At 69.8% G+C, this 15,483-nt stretch carries 14 protein-coding genes; 9 read left to right on the top strand and 5 right to left on the bottom strand.

The annotated features are described in order from the left end of the window. Positions 1–145: 145 nt before the first annotated feature. Positions 146–628: a DUF1203 domain-containing protein gene (locus CEK66_RS15940; protein ID WP_152237564.1), complete on the bottom strand. Its 483-nt coding sequence runs from the start codon at positions 626–628 to the stop codon at positions 146–148. A gap of 382 nt (positions 629–1,010) precedes the next feature. Between CEK66_RS15940 and CEK66_RS15935 the strand changes: the two genes are divergently transcribed. Genes CEK66_RS15935 through CEK66_RS15925 form a run of 3 tightly spaced genes read left to right on the top strand, consistent with a single transcriptional unit; the run spans position 1,011 to position 2,548 of the window. Then, positions 1,011–1,589: a TetR/AcrR family transcriptional regulator gene (locus tag CEK66_RS15935; RefSeq protein ID WP_152237563.1), complete on the top strand. Its 579-nt coding sequence runs from the start codon at positions 1,011–1,013 to the stop codon at positions 1,587–1,589. 41 nt (positions 1,590–1,630) lie between these two features. Further along, complete coding sequence (locus tag CEK66_RS15930) at positions 1,631–1,918, top strand: YciI family protein (RefSeq protein WP_152237562.1); 288 nt, start codon at positions 1,631–1,633, stop codon at positions 1,916–1,918. 30 nt (positions 1,919–1,948) lie between these two features. Beyond that, positions 1,949–2,548: a DNA-3-methyladenine glycosylase I gene (locus CEK66_RS15925; protein WP_017909929.1), complete on the top strand. Its 600-nt coding sequence runs from the start codon at positions 1,949–1,951 to the stop codon at positions 2,546–2,548. 63 nt (positions 2,549–2,611) lie between these two features. Here CEK66_RS15925 and CEK66_RS15920 read toward each other — a convergent pair whose 3' ends face one another. Beyond that, on the bottom strand, positions 2,612–3,205 hold the full coding sequence (locus CEK66_RS15920) for a hypothetical protein (protein WP_152237561.1): 594 nt from the start codon (positions 3,203–3,205) through the stop codon (positions 2,612–2,614). Positions 3,206–3,829: 624 nt separating this feature from the next. Here CEK66_RS15920 and fdhD point away from each other — a divergent pair. From fdhD to CEK66_RS15900, 4 genes are all read left to right on the top strand, one after another. Continuing rightward, positions 3,830–4,669: a formate dehydrogenase accessory sulfurtransferase FdhD gene (gene fdhD, locus CEK66_RS15915; RefSeq protein ID WP_152237560.1), complete on the top strand. Its 840-nt coding sequence runs from the start codon at positions 3,830–3,832 to the stop codon at positions 4,667–4,669. Next, positions 4,666–7,014: an FdhF/YdeP family oxidoreductase gene (locus CEK66_RS15910; RefSeq protein WP_152237559.1), complete on the top strand. Its 2,349-nt coding sequence runs from the start codon at positions 4,666–4,668 to the stop codon at positions 7,012–7,014. The genes fdhD and CEK66_RS15910 overlap by 4 nt, the downstream gene beginning before the upstream one ends. Beyond that, positions 7,004–7,252: a hypothetical protein gene (locus CEK66_RS15905; RefSeq protein WP_026143567.1), complete on the top strand. Its 249-nt coding sequence runs from the start codon at positions 7,004–7,006 to the stop codon at positions 7,250–7,252. The genes CEK66_RS15910 and CEK66_RS15905 overlap by 11 nt, the downstream gene beginning before the upstream one ends. A gap of 76 nt (positions 7,253–7,328) precedes the next feature. Continuing rightward, positions 7,329–8,609 carry an MFS transporter gene (locus tag CEK66_RS15900; protein ID WP_152237558.1) on the top strand — a complete coding sequence of 427 codons (1,281 nt, stop codon included), beginning with the start codon at positions 7,329–7,331 and terminating at the stop codon, positions 8,607–8,609. Here the strand turns inward: CEK66_RS15900 and CEK66_RS15895 are convergent. The 3 genes from CEK66_RS15895 to CEK66_RS15885 all read right to left on the bottom strand — a co-directional run bounded on the left by CEK66_RS15895 (position 8,590) and on the right by CEK66_RS15885 (position 12,808). Beyond that, complete coding sequence (locus CEK66_RS15895) at positions 8,590–9,927, bottom strand: diguanylate cyclase (protein ID WP_193312689.1); 1,338 nt, start codon at positions 9,925–9,927, stop codon at positions 8,590–8,592. The two genes, CEK66_RS15900 and CEK66_RS15895, sit on opposite strands and share 20 nt — an antisense overlap. An 88-nt stretch (positions 9,928–10,015) precedes the next feature. Further along, complete coding sequence (locus CEK66_RS15890) at positions 10,016–11,323, bottom strand: FAD-binding oxidoreductase (protein ID WP_193312688.1); 1,308 nt, start codon at positions 11,321–11,323, stop codon at positions 10,016–10,018. Positions 11,324–11,428: 105 nt separating this feature from the next. Beyond that, complete coding sequence (locus CEK66_RS15885) at positions 11,429–12,808, bottom strand: glutamine synthetase family protein (protein WP_152237557.1); 1,380 nt, start codon at positions 12,806–12,808, stop codon at positions 11,429–11,431. Positions 12,809–13,076: 268 nt separating this feature from the next. Between CEK66_RS15885 and CEK66_RS15880 the strand changes: the two genes are divergently transcribed. Together CEK66_RS15880 and CEK66_RS15875 are read left to right on the top strand one after the other, a co-directional pair. Continuing rightward, the gene (locus CEK66_RS15880) at positions 13,077–13,832 is read left to right on the top strand and encodes a gamma-glutamyl-gamma-aminobutyrate hydrolase family protein (protein WP_152237556.1); all 756 of its coding nucleotides are present in this window, start codon (positions 13,077–13,079) and stop codon (positions 13,830–13,832) included. A gap of 5 nt (positions 13,833–13,837) precedes the next feature. Further along, the gene (locus CEK66_RS15875; protein WP_152237555.1) at positions 13,838–15,220 is read left to right on the top strand and encodes a glutamine synthetase family protein; all 1,383 of its coding nucleotides are present in this window, start codon (positions 13,838–13,840) and stop codon (positions 15,218–15,220) included. Positions 15,221–15,483: the final 263 nt, after the last annotated feature.

Below are 15,483 nucleotides of genomic sequence, written 5' to 3'. Positions count from 1 at the left end.
CCCATCAGGCCCCGTACGCTCCTCCTGTCATCGCAGGTGCATGACAGTTGACTCCTACGACGCCGGTGGAGTTTCAGCAACGCCAGCGGTGCTTCAGGTCGCGGTTCTGCCAATCATCCCCAATCCCGAATCCCCAATCCCGGCTTCACCCCAATCCCGGCTCCCGCTCCACCCGGCACGCGAAACAGCCCTGCCGCGCATGATGCAGGTGCAGGTAACGCACCTGCGGGTCGGCGAAGGCGCAGGCGATCGCGGTGGCGATGCGTTCGCCGGGCTGCACGTCGGCGGCGATCAGCATGTCGCTGGCGTCGTAACCGCGCAGCGAGATCAGGCGGCGGACGATGGCATCGGGTACTTCGCCCGGCGCCGGTGTGGCGGTGGCGACGTGGCGGCGCACGTAGATCGGGCCGGCGGCGCGGTACGGGGTCTGCGCGGGTTGGTGCAGGTAGTGCAGCAACAGCAGTTCCTCGCCGGGCCGCGCGTCCTCCAGGCTGATCCGGCAGGGATAGCCGAGCGCGCTGTCGGCGCGGAGGCGCCGCGCGTGACGTGCCTGCAGCTGTGCGTCGTCGAGATCGAACAGCGGGTCGAACGCGGCGGCCGGCAGGCCGACGCAGCGGAAGCTGGACATGGGCGCTCCAGGAACGAATGGAGCGCGCAGCGTGCCGGTCGGCGTGCCGCCATGCCGGCCGCATTCGGACACGGCACTGGTCACGCCTGGCATCCGGCATGGAGGCGGTGGCGCCTGGCGTCTCGGTGGCGGCGTTCGCAGCGCGCGGCGGCGGGTGAGGGGCGCGACGTACGTGCGAGGGTCGTCCTACCCGTCGGCCCGGATGGCGACGCTACGCGCACGAGCACGCAGGCCTTGCGTGCGTGGCGGTCCGCGTCGGCGCCAAGCGGATCGGTGGCAGCGCTGCGGCAACCGGCGGCGGGCAGCCGTTCTAGGTCGATTGACCTAGTCGCATTGCTGGCATTAGGATGATTGTCCTAATGGGCTTGGCCTGATCGGGGGGATGAAGATGGACACGCGCGCACGCATCGTCGCCGAGGCCGACCGCCTGTTCTACGCGCAGGGCTATGCGGCCACCTCGTTCGCCGATGTCGCCGATGCGGTCGGCATCTCCCGCGGCAACTTCTATCACCACTTCAAGAGCAAGGACGCGATCCTGGATGCGGTGATCGCGCTGCGTCTGGAACGGACCCAGGCGATGCTGCAGGGCTGGGAAGACGCAGCGGTGGCACCCGCCGACGGCATTCGCCAATTCATCCAGATCATTGTGCGCAACCAGGCGTCGATCATGCGCCATGGCTGCCCGGTGGGAAGCTTGTGCGGAGAGTTGTCCAAGCTCGAGCACCCTGCGCAGGCGCAGGCCACGCAGCTGTTCGGCCTGTTCCGCCAGTGGCTGCGCCGGCAGTTCGAACGCCTTGGGCGTAGCGCCGAGGCCGATGCGCTGGCCATGCACGTGCTGGCCTTCAGCCAGGGCGTGGCGGTGCTGGCGCAGGCGTTCGGCGATGCGGATTTCGTCCAGCGCGAGGTCGGGCGCATGCAGGCCTGGCTCGACGCGGTTGCCGCCGCGCCGGCAGCCACGTGATCGGCGTTGTTTTCCTCTTTTCCATTCGCAGGAGCGTGCTCATGTTCATCGTGTTGTTGCGTTTTGCCGCCGATCGCAGTCAGGCCGGGCCGTTGCTGCAGGCGCATGTGCAGTGGTTGCAGCAGGGCTTCGACGATGGCGTGTTCGCGCTGGCCGGGAGCCTGCCGCCGCAGGCCGGCGGCGCGATCCTGGCGCATGGCCTGAGCCGCGCCGACCTCGAGCGCCGGCTGCAGGCGGACCCGTTCGTCGCGGCCGGCGTGGTGCGCAGCGAAATCGTCGAGGTGGCGCCGGCCAAGGCCGCACCCGGCCTCGAGTTCCTGCTGGTATGAGCCGGCGTCGCGGCATCGACAGGCCTGCGCATGAACGCCACCATTCCCGGCCCCGACGGTCGCCCGCGTTGCCGCTGGTGCGCGGCGGCGCCGGAGTTCTTCCACTACCACGACAGCGAGTGGGGGTTTCCGGTCGACGACGACCGCCGCCTGTTCGAGAAGCTGTGCCTGGAAGGATTCCAGTCCGGGTTGAGCTGGCGCACCATCCTGGCCAAGCGCGAGAACTTCCGCGCGGCCTTCCTCGACTTCGATTACCAGCGCCTTGCCTTATTCGACGACGGCGACGTGGCGCGGCTGCTGCAGGATCCCGGGATCGTCCGCCACCGCGGCAAGATCGAGGCGGCCATCCACAATGCGCGCATGGCCCAGGCGCTGGTGCGGCAGGAAGGGTCGCTGGCGGCGTTCGTCTGGCGCTACGAGGCGCCGGCGGCGGACACGGCGCAAACGCGCGCGACCTCGCCCGAATCGGTGGCGTTGTCGAAGGCGCTGAAGGCGCGCGGCTGGAAGTTCGTCGGGCCGACCACGGTGTATGCCTTCATGCAGGCCATGGGCCTGGTCAACGATCACGCCGAGGACTGCGTGGTGCGTGCGCAGGTGGAACGGGCGCGGACGCGTTTCCGCCGCCCGTGAGCGGCGGATGCGCGGGCCCGGCCGCTCGTGGCGGGCGGGCCGCGATGGCGGCGCGTCCGCGCCTCAGCGCGGCAGGTAATCGGCGAAGGCGACTGGGTGCCGCGGATCGGCCGACTGCACCTGGTCGCCGTCCTTGACCAGCGCCTCGGCGTCGGGCGAAGGATTGGGGTTCATCTCCCAGCGCTGCTGGATGCGCTTGTGGAACAACCACTGCTTGCGCTGCGTGTCGTAGCGGAAGGTAATGAAGTCGGTCCAGTGCTGGCCGCAGGAGACCCCGTTCTGCACGGTGAAGTAGCGACCCTTGGCGGCGAACGGTTCGTCGCCATCGGTGAACGGATCGCACTGGCCGCCCTCGTCGCGCTTGAGGATCACCCGGTCGTTGCGCGCCGCCAGCCGGTAGTTGCCGTCGGCCTGCTGCACGAAGATCAGCAGCGGTCGCGCCGGGGCCGGATCGCGCTGCGCCTCGCCGCGCTGCTGCAGCGCGACCAGGTAATCGGCGCGGCCGTCGCCATCGAGATCGGCCTGCAGCTGCGCCAGCGGCTGGTAGCCGGCCGGCACCTGGCGCAGCACATCGGCGGGAAGATCGGCGGCGTTGGCGGTGTGGGTGCCGAGCAGCACAAGGCCGGCGGCAAGGCAGAGGCGGAACGGGATGGGCATGGGGGACGGTTTCGCAAACGTGGGGCCGCCAGCCTACCCGACCGGCGGGTGATGGCGGGCGCGCGATGTGGTGGCGGCGTGCGTCGCCACGACGCGCCTTGCGCTGGGGCTTCTTGCAGCGCACAAGGAAAGGCGCCTGCCGTGCGCCGCGGTGCTGATCGCAGCCGGGTTGGGGACGCGGCTGTTGAAAGGGGGCGGCATCCGTCGCAGGTCGCTGGGTGTGCCTGCGCGGGCGCTTGGAAACGGCAGCGTGCCCACACGCGCGGGGGACCGGGTGGCTCGGCCAGGCGCTGGCCGGCGCTTCAGCCCGCACGTGCGCGGGTCGGGTTGGCAGGGCGTGACCCGCGTTGCCAGTGGCGATTGGCCTGCCGCCCTCACAGGTGTACAACACGACGCTGTAGCATCCTTGGTAGGTAGCAAGGCGTGTCCGATTGGGCGCCCGCATGAAGCTGGTCGTGGGCTGACGCGGGGAGGCGGCAGCCGCGGAAGGCCTTCCGGCGTGCGGCACGGTCGCCGACGGCGGCCACCGCTGCCCATGGTGCGGCCGAGCGACGGGAGTGCCCCGGCATCCCCGTCGCACGGCAGAATGCGTTCGTGCTGTTCCACTGAGTCCGGAGGGTCGCGATGTATTCGGGTGCGTCATCCAGGCCAGGTGCGGTCGCGCGCGGCGTGCGTCGCCACCGCGACGGGCGCACGGCCGTCGCCCAGGACCTGGTCGCGGCCGAGGTGCCGGTGGCGTTCGCCTACAACGACACGCCGTTCGTGGTGATGATGGCCACGCCGGAAGACCTGGAGGATTTCGCGCTGGGCTTCTCGCTCAGCGAGGGCATCGTCGCGGTGCCGGCGCAGCTGCGCGTCGAGGCGGTGGAAACGTATCTGGAAGGCGTGTCCCTGCGCCTGCAGATTCCGCCGACGCAGGCGGCGGCCTTACAGGCGCGGCGCCGCAACCTGGACGGTCGCAGCGGCTGCGGCGTGTGCGGCAGCGAATCGCTGGAGGCGGTGTTGCGCGCGCCGCGGCCGGTGCCGGCCGGCACCCCGATCGCGCCCGCGGCGCTGGCCCAGGCGCTTCGCGCGCTGCGCGCGCAGCAGACCCTCAACGCGCTGACCGGCGCGACCCATGCCGCGGCCTGGGCCGATGCGCAGGGCGAGCTGCAGCTGATCCGCGAGGACGTCGGCCGCCACAACGCGCTGGACAAGCTGATCGGCGCGCTGGCCGGCGCCGGCCTCGACCCGGGCGCCGGCTTCGCGGTGGTCACCAGCCGTGCCAGCTACGAAATGGCGATGAAGGCCACGCAGGCCGGTATCCCGTTGCTGGCCGCCATTTCCGCGCCCACCGCGCTGGCCATCGCGCTCGCCGACAGCGCCGGCCTCACCCTGATCGGCTTCGCCCGCGATCACGATTACGTCGTCTACAGCCATCCGCAGCGCCTAGCGCACACAGAACCCGCCGGAGAGCCCGCATGAGCAAGAAGACCATCCAGCCCTACACGCAACCGGCCGGCGGTTGGGGGGCGTTGCGCGCGGTGGCCAAGCACCTGATGGAGCAGGACGTGGCGGTGCAGGGCGCCAAGACCCTGCTGCACGTCAACCAGCCCGACGGCTTCGACTGCCCCGGCTGCGCCTGGCCCGACCGCGACCACACCTCCACCTTCGAGTTCTGCGAGAACGGCGCCAAGGCGGTGGCCGCCGAATCCACCGCACGCCGCGCCACCCCCGAGCTGTTCGCCCAGCACAGCGTCGCGCAACTGGCCCGCTACAGCGACTACTGGCTGGAAGGGCAGGGCCGGCTGACCCAGCCGCTGCGCTACGACGCCGACACCGACCACTACGTGCCGATCGACTGGGACGACGCGTTCGCGCTGATCGCCCGGCACCTCAATGGTCTGGCCTCGCCGAACGAGGCGATCTTCTACACCTCCGGCCGCACCAGCAACGAGGCCGCGTTCCTGTACCAGCTGTTCGTGCGCGAGTTCGGCACCAACAACTTCCCGGACTGCTCCAACATGTGCCACGAGCCGTCCGGCACCGCGCTCAAGGCGCAGATCGGGGTCGGCAAGGGCACCGTGTCGCTGCAGGATTTCGAACTGGCCGATGCGATTTTCATCTTCGGCCAGAACCCCGGCACCAACCACCCGCGCATGCTCGGCGAACTGCGCCAGGCGGCCAAGCGCGGCGCGGCGATCGTCTCGTTCAATCCGCTGCGCGAACGCGGCCTGGAGAAGTTCGCCGATCCGCAGGACAAGCTGCAGATGCTGCACAACGGCTCCACGCGCATCTCCTCGGACTATTTCCAGCTCAAGATCGGCGGCGACCTGGCGGCGGTGAAGGGCATCATCAAGCACGTGCTGGAGCGCGACGCCGAGGCGGCCAGCAGTGGCCAGCCGCGGCTGCTGGACCTGGAGTTCATCGCCGGCCATACCGTCGGCTTCGAGGCCTTCGCCGCCGAGGTCGCGGCCGAGCCGTGGGACACCATCGTCGAGGAGTCCGGGCTGAGCGAGGCCGAACTGCGCAAGGCCGGCGAGATCTACCTCAAGGCCGAGCGGCTGATCGCCTGCTGGGGCATGGGTATCACCCAGCACAAGCATTCGGTGGCGACCATCCAGATGATCGCCAACCTGCTCCTGCTGCGCGGCCATCTCGGCCGTCCCGGCGCCGGCGCCTGCCCGGTGCGCGGCCACAGCAACGTGCAGGGCGACCGCACGATGATGATCTACGAGAAGCCGCCGGAGGCGTTCCTGGACCGGCTGCAGGCGGTGTTCGGCTTCGCCCCGCCGCGCGCGCCCGGCTACGACACCGTGGGCGCGATCGAGGCGATGGCCGACGGCCGCGCCAAGGTGTTCTTCGCCATGGGCGGCAATTTCGCCACCGCCACGCCCGATACCGACGCGACCCATCGCGCGCTGCGCCGCTGCGATCTCACCGTGCACGTCACCACCAAGCTCAACCGCAGCCACCTGGTGCACGGCCGCGACGCGCTGATCCTGCCATGCCTGGGCCGCACCGAGATCGACATCCAGGAGGGCGGGCCGCAGCACGTCAGCGTCGAGGATTCGATGAGCATGGTGCACCTGTCCGGCGGCATCAATCCGCCGGCCTCGCCGCAGTTGCTGTCCGAGCCGGCGATCGTGGCGCGGCTGGCCGAGGCCACGCTGGGGGCGCGCAGCGCGATACGCTGGCGCTGGCTGGTGGCCGACTACGACCGCATCCGCGACCTGATCGGGCAGATGTTCGACGACTTCGCCGACTTCAACGCGCGGGTGCGGGTGCCGGGCGGCTTCCGCCTGTCCAACGGCGCGCGCGACCGCGAATGGGACACGCCGGAGGGCCGCGCGGTGTTCAAGGTGCATGCGGTGCCCACCGACAATCCGATCCACCGCGCGCGCCGTCAGCACCGCGGGCAACTGGTGTTCACCCTGGCGACCACGCGCTCGCACGACCAGTACAACACCACCATCTACGGCCTGGACGACCGCTACCGCGGCGTGTTCGGCGAGCGCCGGGTGCTGTTCATCAACGCCGCCGACATCGCCGATCTGGGCATGCATGCCGGCGACTGGGTGGACCTGCACAGCCTCTGCGAGGATGGCGTGCCGCGCCAGGCCAAGCGCTTCATGCTGGTCGAATACAACATCCCGCGCGGCTGCCTGGCGGCCTACTACCCGGAGACCAATGCGCTGGTGCCCTTGTCCAGCTTCGCCGACGAGGCGCGCACGCCCACCTCCAAGTCGATTCCGGTGGTGGTCACCGCGCATCTGGCTGACGCCGCCGCGGCCGCCCCGCGCGACATCGGTGTGGCGCTTGTCCGCTGATCCGCTGCTGACCGCGCGTCTGTTGCGATTGCTGGCCGAGGCGCCGGACGGCATGGCGCTGGCGCGCGTGTGCAAGCGCCTGGACGTGCGCATGAGCGTGCTGCTGCGCACGCTGGCCTGGCTCGGCGATGCCGAACTCGCCGGGCAGCCGGGACCGGGCTGGGTGCGGGTGGAGCGTCGCGGCGAACGCGAGCTGGCAGTGCTGACCGCTGCCGGTCGCGCGCAGTTGCCTTCCTGAGTGGCGGCGTGGCGGCGGAAGACAAGCCGTGACCGGGCTGCCATGATCTGCCGGCTTTCCCGTCGATGTCGCCTCCATGACCGTTGCCGCGTCTCCCGTTCCGCCCGTCAACTCGCCGCGTCGCGTGCTGCTGGCCAGCCTGGTCGGCACCACCATCGAGTTCTTCGACTTTTACATCTACGCCACCGCCGCGGTGCTGGTGTTCCCCAAGCTGTTCTTCCCCGAAGGCGATGCCGATGCGGCGCAGTTGCAGTCGCTGGCGACCTTCGCCGTGGCCTTCGTCGCGCGGCCGTTGGGATCGGCGCTGTTCGGCCATTTCGGCGACCGCATCGGCCGCAAGGCCACGCTGGTGGCGGCGCTGCTGACCATGGGCCTGTCCACCGTGCTGATCGGCCTGCTCCCCGGCTACGACCGGATCGGCCTGTGGGCGCCGGCGCTGCTGGTGTTGTGCCGCTTCGGCCAGGGCCTGGGCCTGGGCGGGGAGTGGGGCGGGGCGGTGCTGCTGGCCACCGAGAACGCGCCGCCGGGCAAGCGCGCCTGGTACGGCATGTTCCCGCAGTTGGGCGCGCCGCTGGGCTTCCTGCTGTGTTCGGGCATCTTCCTGCTGCTGGGCGCGCTGCTGGACGAGGCGCAGTTCCTGCGCTGGGGCTGGCGCATTCCGTTCGTCGCCAGCGCCCTGCTGGTGATCACCGGGCTGTGGGTGCGCCTGCGCATCCACGAGACCCCGGACTTCCAGCGCGCCCTGGACCGCAACGAACGCGTGCGCCTGCCGATGCAGACGGTGCTGTCGCGGCACGTCGGCGCGACGGCGTTGGGCACGTTCGCGGTGCTGGCGACCTTCGTGCTGTTCTATCTGATGACGGTGTTCGCGCTGGGCTACGGCACCACCACGCTGCACTACAGCCGCGAGCAGTTCCTGCTGCTGCAGATGGTCGGCATCCTGTTCTTCGCCGCCGGCATCCCGTTGTCGGCCTGGTACGGCGACCGTCGCGGCACGCGCCCGGCGATGCTGGTGGCCAGCGTGGCCATCGTCGCGTTCGGGCTGCTCTTCGCGCCGCTGTTCCAGGCCGGGCAGCCCTGGCAGGTGCTGGGCTTCCTGGCGCTGGGGTTCTTCTTCATGGGCCTGACCTACGGCCCCTGCGGCACGCTGCTGGCCGAACTGTATCCGGTGCCGGTGCGCTACACCGGCGCCTCGCTGGCGTTCAACCTGGCCGGCATCGTCGGCGCGGCGCCGGCGCCGTACGTGGCGGTGTGGCTGGCCACGCACTACGGCCTGCCGTGGGTGGGCTACTACCTCAGCGCGGCGGCGCTGCTGACCTTGCTGGCCCTGCTGGCGATCAGGCGGCCGCGTCGCTGAGCGCCGGCTCCGCCGGCGGCGCGTGTTCGACCCGGTTGCGGCCGCCGGCCTTGGCCAGGTACAGGTACTTGTCGGCCTCGGTCAGCAGCGGATGCAGGGTCTGCCGCTGCGGCCCGCTGCTGCTGACGCCGATGCTGATGGTGAGACGCAGGGCCTGCGTGCCCAGCGGAATCGCGAGGTCGGCGATGCGCGCGCGCAGGGTTTCGAAGTAATCGGCGGCCGCGGCGGGGGCCAGGCCCGGCACCAGCATGCAGAATTCCTCGCCGCCGAAGCGCGCCACCATGTCCTGCGGGCGCGCGTGCGCGGCCAGGGTCGCCGCCACCGCGCGCAGCGCTTCGTCGCCGGCCTCGTGGCCGAAGGTGTCGTTGATATGCTTGAAGTGGTCGATGTCGAGCATCGCCACGCAGACCGGCTCCTGCCGCGCCAGCCACTTCGCCAGCACGCGCTGGCTCTGTTCGAGGAAGTGCCGGCGGTTGGGCAGGCTGGTGAGGAAGTCGCGTGTCGCCAGGTCCTGCAGGGTGCCGATCAGCTCCAGCTGATCCACGTTCTGCGAGACCCGGCAGAAGAACTCCTCGCGCGAGAAGGGTTTGCGCAGGAAGTCGTTGGCGCCGTTCTTGAGGAAGCGCGGTACCAGCGACGGGTCGTTGTTGCCGGACAGGCCGATCACCGCCAGCATGTCGCGCGCGCGCAATGCGCGCAGCCGGCGGGTGAATTCCACGCCTTCCATGCCCGGCATTTCCTGGTCCACCACCGCCAGGCGGATGGACGGATTGGCCTCGATCGCGCGCAGCCCGGCGGCACCGTCGGCGGCCTCGACCACGCGGTAGCCGTACATCGACAGCAGGGAGGCGGCGTAGGCGCGCGCCGACGGCGAGTCGTCTACCACCAGCGCGGTGATGGACCGGTTGCGCGCCAGTCGCTGCACCAGCCAGGCCAGGTAGTCGATGCTGTCCGGCGCGTTCTTCAGGACGAAGTCGATGATCTGCTGGGTCAGGATGCGCTTGCGCAGGCTCTCGTCGTAGACCCCGCTGACCACCACGGTGGGCAGCCCGCGCGCGACGAAGAAGTCCACGACGGTGTCGCGGTCGCCGTCGGCCAGCACCAGCCCGGTCAGCGCCAGGAACCAGGGGCCGCCGTCATCCAGGGCGGCGGCGGCCTCGGCCAGGGTGGAGACCACCACGACCGGCAGTTCGACCCGTTGCTCGATCGCCGCGCGCAGCAGGTCGGTGAAGGTACGCGAGTTTTCCACCAGCAGGATGCGCTGCTGTGCGGGGCTGCCGTCGGGGGCGATCGGGGCGATCGACAACGGGTGCGACATGCATGCCTCGCGGGCGGCAATCCAGGAATGGAACCCGGTTAGCGGCCGTGTGCGCGCAAACTTGAGGGCGGCGCGGGTACGTCGCTGGCTACCAGAGCGCGTCGCGCAGCTTGTACCAGGACATCGCCGCCACCAGCAGCGGCGTGCGCAGCAGGCGGCCGCCGGGGAAGGGCGCGTGCGGAATCCGTGCAAACACGTCCAGCCGCTGCGCCTGCCCGGCGATTGCCGCCGCGATGACCGCGCCGGCCAGGCCGGTGGCGGCCACCCCATGGCCGGAGAAGCCCTGGGCGAAGTACACGTTCGGGGTCAGCCGGCCCCAATGCGGGGCGCGGTTGCGGGTGATGTCGACGTAGCCGCCCCACACCGAGTCCATCTCGATCTGGCGCAACTGCGGGAACACCCGGCGCATGCGCCGGGTCATCACCCCGCGCAGGCCCGGCGGCGGCAGCGACGAATAGCTGGCGCGGCCGCCGAACAGCAGCCGGTGGTCGCGGCTGAGGCGGAAGTAGTCCAGCGCCCAGTTGACGTCGGCCACCGCCATGTCGTTGCCGATCAGTTCGCGGGCCAGCGCCTCGCCCAGTGGCGCGCTGGCGCCGATGTAGGTGCCGACCGGCATGATCCGCGATTCCAGCTCCGGGGCGATGCCGCGCAACCAGGCGTTGCCGGCGAGGATGGCGAACTCGCCCTCGACCTCGCCGTGCGCGCTGCGCAGGATCGGCCGCGCGCCGCGCACCAGCTGCGTCACCGGGGTCTGCTCGTGGATGCGCACCCCGGCCGCCAGCGCCGCCCGCGCCAGGCCGCGCGCGTAGTCCAGCGGATGCAGGTGGCCGCTGGCCGCGTCGTACATCGCGCCCAGGTAGCGTGGGCTGCGCAACTGCGACTGCAACTGCGCGCGGTCCCACCATTGCAGCGGATAGTCGTAGCGCTGCGCCATCTCGATGATGCCGGCGCGCAAGGCGCGTTCCTGGCGCGGCTTGATCGCTACGTGCGCATGGCCGTCGCGCCAGTCGCAGGCGATGCCATGGCGGGCGATGCGGGTACGCAGCAACTGCATGCCGTCGCGGGAGAAATCGAACAGCAGCCGCGCATCGTCCTGGCCGAGTAGGGCTTCCAGGGTGTGCTGCTCGCAGCCGTAGCCGACGATGGCCTGGCCGCCGTTGCGCCCGGATGCACCCCAGCCGATCCGCTGCGCCTCCAGCACCACCACCCTATACCCGGCCTCGGCCAGGGCCAGCGCCGCACTCAGTCCGGTATAGCCGGCGCCGAGGATGCACACGTCGGCGCGTACCTGACCTCGTAGTGGTTCCTGTTTCGGGAACGGTGCGGCGCTGTCGAGGTACCAGGACGCGCCGGGAATGGGGACTCGGGAATGGGGAATGGGAGAAGCGCCGGTCATGGCGGCGAACCGTTGCGATGACCCAGGCACACCACGCGCCGGGCTGCAGGCGCATTCGCGGTGCCTGCTTTCGATTCCCGATTCACCATTCCCGATTCCCAGCCTTCAAACCGTGCGCAAATACCAGCGATAGTCCACATCGCTGACCTGCGCCTGGAAGTCCAGCAGCTCGCGGCGTTTCTGCTGGCCGTAGATATGCCGGAAACGTGTGCCGAAGGCGGTGGCGGCGAAGTCGCTGTCCAGGAAGCGGGCGATCGCGCCGCGCCAGTCCGGTTCGCGTGCGGCGTGTTGCGCGTAGGCGTTGCCCTGGGTCGGCGGGCCGGGGTCTAGGCCCTGCGCCAGGCCGTGTTCGATGCCGGCCAGCACCGCTGCGACGACCAGGTAGGGATTGGCGTCGGCGCCGGCGATGCGGTGTTCGATGCGGGTGTTGGCCGGGTCGCTGTGCGGCACCCGCATCGCCACGGTGCGGTTGTTGAAGCCCCAGCTGTCGTTGAGCGGGACGAAGGCATTGGCGACGAAGCGCCGGTAGCTGTTGGCGTGCGGGGCGAACAGCAGCAGGCAGTCCTCGGCGCTGTGCTGCAATCCGCCGATGGCATGGCGCAGCGGCGCGGCCGGCGCCTGCGGGGTGCAAGCGAACACGTTGTGGCCGGCATCGTCGAGCAGGCTCACGTGCACGTGCAGACCGCTGCCGGATTGCGCGGCGAACGGCTTGGCCATGAAGCTGGCGAGCAGGCCCTGCTGCTGCGCGATCGCCTTGATCGCGCGCTTGAGCAGCACCGCATCGTCGCAGGCGGCCAGCGCATCGGCGCGGTGCTTGAGGTTGATCTCGAACTGGCCGGGCGCGTATTCGGCGACCGCGGTGTCGGCCGGGATGCCCTGCGCGCGGCAGGCCTGCGCGACCGCGTCGGTGAAGCCGCGCTGGTCGTCCAGTTCCTGCATGTAATAGACCTGGGTGCTGTCGTTGCGCAGTCCACTGTGGGCGTGCAGCGGCGGCTGCGGGCGGCCGTGCGCGTCGGCGTGCGGATCGAACAGGTAGAACTCCAGCTCCACCGCGATCACCGGGGTCAGCCCGCGTGCCTGCAGGCGCGCCAGCACCTGCGCCAGCACCTGGCGCGGGGCGAAGTCGAGCGCGCCGCCGGCGCCGTCCTGCATCGCCAGCAGCAGTTGCGCCGAGGGCACCGGCGCCCAGGGCACCGGTCGCAGACTGCCCGGCACCGGGAAGCACAGTCGATCCTCGTCGCCGATGTCGTAGCCCAGCCCGGTTTCCTCGACGGTATTGCCGGTGATGTCGGTGGCGATCAGCGACATCGGCAGGCACACCCCTTCGCGGTAGACCTTGTCCAACGCGTCGCGGGCGATGCGCTTGCCGCGCAGCAGGCCGTTGCAGTCCGGCAGCAGCAGGTCGATCTGCTCGCAGCCGGCGATACGCTGCAGGGTCTGGGCATCGTCCGGGGGCAGCGGCGGGGCGTCGTGCATGCGGGTCATCGCGGCGGACGGCGGGAGTGCTTGGAGCTTAGCAGAGCGCCATGGCGTCAAGAATACTCAACAGCGGCAGGAGGCGACGTGCCGACGCTCGCTCGCGCTGCACGCTGGCCGTGTTGCGCTTTTGCGGCATGACGAAGGAGATTTTGCGGCATCGTGCAGGCCGGTCAGCGCCTCTGCAGGTGCGTTGTGCGCCGTGTCCCACTGCGTGTCGTGTTGTAAAAATAAAACGCTCGCGGTAACTTGCGAGGACGCCACACGAGTTCTTCGCATGGCCGTATCGCCCCTGGTCGGTGTGCCGACCGACCGCAAGCTCATCGGCCATCATCCGTTCCTGGCCGCGGGCGAAAAGTATCTGCGTGCCGCCGTCGATGGGGCCGGGGTGACCCCGGTGCTGCTGCCGTCGCTGCAACCGCCGGTCGACGCCCGCGCCTGGCTGACGCGGCTCGACGGCCTGCTGCTGACCGGCGCGGTCAGCAATATCGAGCCGCACCATTACAGCGACGAGCCGAGCTGGCTCGGCAACCTGCATGACCCGGCGCGCGACGCCAACACGCTGGACCTGATTCCGCAGGCGATCTCGCTGGGCCTGCCGATCCTGGCGATCTGCCGCGGCTTCCAGGAAGTCAACGTCGCCCTCGGCGGCACCCTGCACCAGAAGGTGCACGCGCAGCCGGGGCTGTCCGATCACCGCGAGGATCCGCAGGCGCCACTGGAAGCGCAGTACGCGCCGGCGCACGAGGTGGCGCTGAGCGAAGGCGGTTGGCTGGAGGAGATCGCCGGCCGCGGGCGGGTGCGGGTCAACTCGCTGCACGGCCAGGGCGTGGCCCGGCTCGGCGGCGACCTGATCGTCGAGGCGCTGGCGCCGGACGGGCTGATCGAGGCCTTCCGCGGCATCGGCCCCGGTTTCCTGCTCGGTGTGCAATGGCATCCGGAGTGGCGGGTCCTCGACGACCCGTTCTATCTCGGCATCTTCCAATCCTTCGGCGACGCCTGTCGCCACTATGCGGCCAGCCGCAGGCACTGATTCCCATGGCCAGTCGACCCCGATCGCGCAAGCACACCCCGGAACAGCAGGAAAGCTCGCTGCGGCGCTGGCTCAAGGAACGCCACATCACCGAGGTCGAGTGCCTGGTGCCGGACATCACTGGCAACGCGCGCGGCAAGATCATTCCCGCCGCCAAGTTCTCGCACGACTACGGCACGCGCCTGCCCGAGGGCATCTTCGCCACCACGGTCACCGGCGACTACCCGGACGATTACTACGACCTGACTTCGCCGTCGGATTCGGACATGCAGCTGCGCCCGGACCCGGACACGGTGCGCATGGTGCCGTGGGCCGCCGACCCCACCGCGCAGGTGATTCACGATTGCTATACCAAGGAAGGCCAGCCCCACGAACTGGCGCCGCGCAACGTGCTGCGCGGGGTGCTGGAGGCGTATGCGGCGATCGGCTGCAAGCCGGTGGTGGCGCCGGAGCTGGAGTTCTTCCTGGTGCAGAAGAACACCGACCCGGACTTTCCGTTGCTGCCGCCGGCCGGCCGCTCGGGCCGGCCGGAGACGGCACGGCAGTCGTACTCGATCGACGCGGTCAACGAGTTCGATCCGATCCTGGACCTGATGTACGACTATTGCGACGCGATGGAGCTGGACGTGGACACGCTGATCCACGAATCCGGCGCGGCGCAGCTGGAGGTCAACTTCACCCACGATGACGCGCTGTCGCGCGCCGACCAGGTGTTCCTGTTCAAGCGCACCATGCGCGAGGCGGCGCTGCGCCACGGCGTCTACGCCACCTTCCTGGCCAAGCCGATGGAGAACGAGCCGGGCAGTGCGATGCACATCCACCAGAGCCTGGTGGACAAGCACGGCAAGAACGTCTTCAGCGGCCGCCGCGCCGGCGAGTACAGCCGCACCTTCGCCCATTACCTGGCGGGCCTGCAGAAGTACGTGCCGATGGCGATGGCGTTCTTCGCGCCCAACGTCAATTCCTACCGCCGGCTGATGTTCGGCGAGGTGTCGCCGAGCAATGTGCTGTGGGGCTTCGACAACCGCACCTGCGGCCTGCGCGTACCGATCGACACGATCGAGAACATGCGCGTGGAGAGCCGCTTCGCCGGCTCCGACGCCAATCCCTATCTGGCGATGGCGGCGACGCTGGCCTGCGGCTTGCTCGGAATCCGCGAGAAGCTCGAGCCGACCGAGCCGACCACCGGCAGCGGCAAGCAGATGGGCTATCAGTTGCCGCGCTCGCTGGGCGAGGCGCTGGACGAGCTGGAGCGGTGCGGGCCGTTGCAGGAGTTGCTGGGGCCGCGTTTCGTGCGGGCGTACATTTCGGTCAAGCGCAAGGAGTACGAGACGTTCTTCCGGGTGATCAGTTCTTGGGAGCGGGAGTTTTTGTTGTTGAACGTGTGAGCTGTTGTTCGCTGTTGTGGTTGGGCTGCTGCGCAGTTGTTCGTACTTCTCGACGCTGCTTCGATCTTGCCGCTTCCGCTTCCGCTTCCGCTTCTGCTTCTGCTCCCGCTTCATCTGTTGCTGTTGCTTCTGCTGTTGCTTTTTGGCTTTTGATTTACCGGGTTCCCTTCCGTAGCGGCGGCCATCGCGGGGAAACACCCGAAGGGCGGCGTACATGGATGTACGCCGTCCGCGGCAGGGGCAGGATGCCCCTTCCGCGGATC

It is taken from the genome of Xanthomonas sp. LMG 12460, from assembly GCF_009192895.1.
Classification (GTDB): Bacteria; Pseudomonadota; Gammaproteobacteria; order Xanthomonadales; family Xanthomonadaceae; genus Xanthomonas_A; species Xanthomonas_A sontii.
This window is presented reverse-complemented; position numbering and strand designations above follow the sequence as displayed.

Excerpts from the sequence above, each read along its gene's own strand:
- CEK66_RS15940 (WP_152237564.1), bottom strand. The coding sequence starts at position 628 with ATGTCCAGCTTCCGCTGCGTCGGCCTGCCGGCCGCCGCGTTCGACCCG.
- CEK66_RS15935 (WP_152237563.1), top strand. The coding sequence starts at position 1,011 with ATGAAGATGGACACGCGCGCACGCATCGTCGCCGAGGCCGACCGCCTG.
- CEK66_RS15930 (WP_152237562.1), top strand. The coding sequence starts at position 1,631 with ATGTTCATCGTGTTGTTGCGTTTTGCCGCCGATCGCAGTCAGGCCGGG.
- CEK66_RS15925 (WP_017909929.1), top strand. The coding sequence starts at position 1,949 with ATGAACGCCACCATTCCCGGCCCCGACGGTCGCCCGCGTTGCCGCTGG.
- CEK66_RS15920 (WP_152237561.1), bottom strand. The coding sequence starts at position 3,205 with ATGCCCATCCCGTTCCGCCTCTGCCTTGCCGCCGGCCTTGTGCTGCTC.
- fdhD (WP_152237560.1), top strand. The coding sequence starts at position 3,830 with ATGTATTCGGGTGCGTCATCCAGGCCAGGTGCGGTCGCGCGCGGCGTG.
- CEK66_RS15910 (WP_152237559.1), top strand. The coding sequence starts at position 4,666 with ATGAGCAAGAAGACCATCCAGCCCTACACGCAACCGGCCGGCGGTTGG.
- CEK66_RS15900 (WP_152237558.1), top strand. The coding sequence starts at position 7,329 with ATGACCGTTGCCGCGTCTCCCGTTCCGCCCGTCAACTCGCCGCGTCGC.
- CEK66_RS15895 (WP_193312689.1), bottom strand. The coding sequence starts at position 9,927 with ATGTCGCACCCGTTGTCGATCGCCCCGATCGCCCCCGACGGCAGCCCC.
- CEK66_RS15890 (WP_193312688.1), bottom strand. The coding sequence starts at position 11,323 with ATGACCGGCGCTTCTCCCATTCCCCATTCCCGAGTCCCCATTCCCGGC.
- CEK66_RS15885 (WP_152237557.1), bottom strand. The coding sequence starts at position 12,808 with ATGACCCGCATGCACGACGCCCCGCCGCTGCCCCCGGACGATGCCCAG.
- CEK66_RS15880 (WP_152237556.1), top strand. The coding sequence starts at position 13,077 with ATGGCCGTATCGCCCCTGGTCGGTGTGCCGACCGACCGCAAGCTCATC.
- CEK66_RS15875 (WP_152237555.1), top strand. The coding sequence starts at position 13,838 with ATGGCCAGTCGACCCCGATCGCGCAAGCACACCCCGGAACAGCAGGAA.